The sequence below is a fragment of the Endozoicomonas sp. SESOKO2 genome (assembly GCF_024606245.1).
In the GTDB taxonomy this organism is placed as follows: Bacteria; Pseudomonadota; Gammaproteobacteria; order Pseudomonadales; family Endozoicomonadaceae; genus Endozoicomonas_A.
In genome coordinates this window covers 1-1,316 of record NZ_JAHHPQ010000330.1, presented here as the reverse complement: position 1 = coordinate 1,316, position 1,316 = coordinate 1, and the positions used below count along the sequence as shown (strand labels likewise).

Here is a 1,316-nt window from a genome sequence, read left to right as displayed (position 1 = left end):
CTCCAGGTCAGACGGTCGACGACAAACACAACGGCATCAACACCGGTCAGCGCACTGCTGGCAGCACGGTTCATATAACGGTTAATGGCCTTCTTTTCCACTTTATGCATACCGGGCGTATCCACAAAAATGGTCTGCACATTGCCTTCCGTCCTGATACCGAGAACCTGATGTCGTGTCGTCTGGGGGCGACGTGAGGTAATGGACAGCTTCTGTCCCAGTATATGGTTGAGAAGCGTTGATTTACCTACATTAGGACGTCCGACGATAGCGACATAGCCACATCGTTGACCTTCAGTCACTGCTTCAGGTCCGGTCACGGCTGAATTCATGAATTATCCACTCGCAGTTTTTCCAGCGCAAAACGGGCAGCCTGCTGCTCTGCCCCACGACGACTGGGTCCCTGACCTTCACTGGTGATATCCAGACTTTCCAGTTCACAAACAACAGTAAACACCTGATCGTGGGCATCACCCTGAATATTCAATACCCGATATTTTGGCAGCGGATTCTGACGAGCCTGAAGATACTCTTGCAGACGGGTCTTAGGGTCCTTGTTTTGCTGATCGGTTACGGAGAGCTCTGACAATCGATCAGCAAACCAGCTGCGAATACGCTCTCGGCAAGTTTCCATACCGGCATCCAGATAGATGGCACCAATAATCGCCTCTACTGCGTCCGCCAGAATCGATTCACGACGGTAACCGCCACTTTTCAACTCACCCGAACCCAGTCGCAAAGAGTCTCCCAATTGGAACTCACGACCAATTTCAGCCAGTGTCGCTCCTCGCACCATACGGGCACGCAGTCTGCTAAGCTGTCCTTCCCGGGCATCAGGAAAGCGCTCAAACAGAGCTTCTGCGATGACAAAGTTAACGATCGAATCCCCAAGGAATTCGAGCCGTTCATTATTGCGGCTGCCACAGCTTCTGTGGGTCAGAGCCAGTTCGAGTCGGCTGCGATCAGAAAATGTATAGCCCAGCCGACGTTCCAGCCGGGCAAGTTCATCAGTCTTCACTGAGATTTAGTGTTCCAGTTATGTTCAAAAGTTAATACAAGATCAATGTTGTGTATCAGATGTACACGACGATCATAGTTGATTTGGACCGCCACCGACTTACCCTTATCCAGCAGGACACTGGATTCTTCCCCTTCCAGTCGGATCCGGTTGGTGAGCAACCCCTTGTCGAGCCACTCTCTTACCTGCTGCACGCTTGCTCCCTCAATACCCGGCTTGGTATCCAGAGACTTCAGGACTTTCTTGATGGCATAATCATCCAGGTAGACAGGTGCCACCCTGATAGTCAACATGATCA

3 protein-coding genes are annotated in these 1,316 nt (G+C 51.3%); all 3 read right to left on the bottom strand.

Annotated elements, in window-relative coordinates:
* Nucleotides 1–332 (bottom strand): GTPase Era (era, locus tag KDK17_RS07590; protein ID WP_257287753.1); only part of this gene is annotated, 332 nt, incomplete at its 3' end.
* A complete protein-coding gene (gene rnc, locus KDK17_RS07585; RefSeq protein ID WP_257280705.1) occupies nt 329–1,018 on the bottom strand; it encodes a ribonuclease III in 690 nt (229 codons plus the stop codon). The genes rnc and era, both read right to left, overlap by 4 nt.
* On the bottom strand, nt 1,015–1,316 hold a 302-nt coding region (locus KDK17_RS07580), incomplete at its 5' end, for a DUF4845 domain-containing protein (RefSeq protein WP_257287752.1). The genes KDK17_RS07580 and rnc, both read right to left, overlap by 4 nt.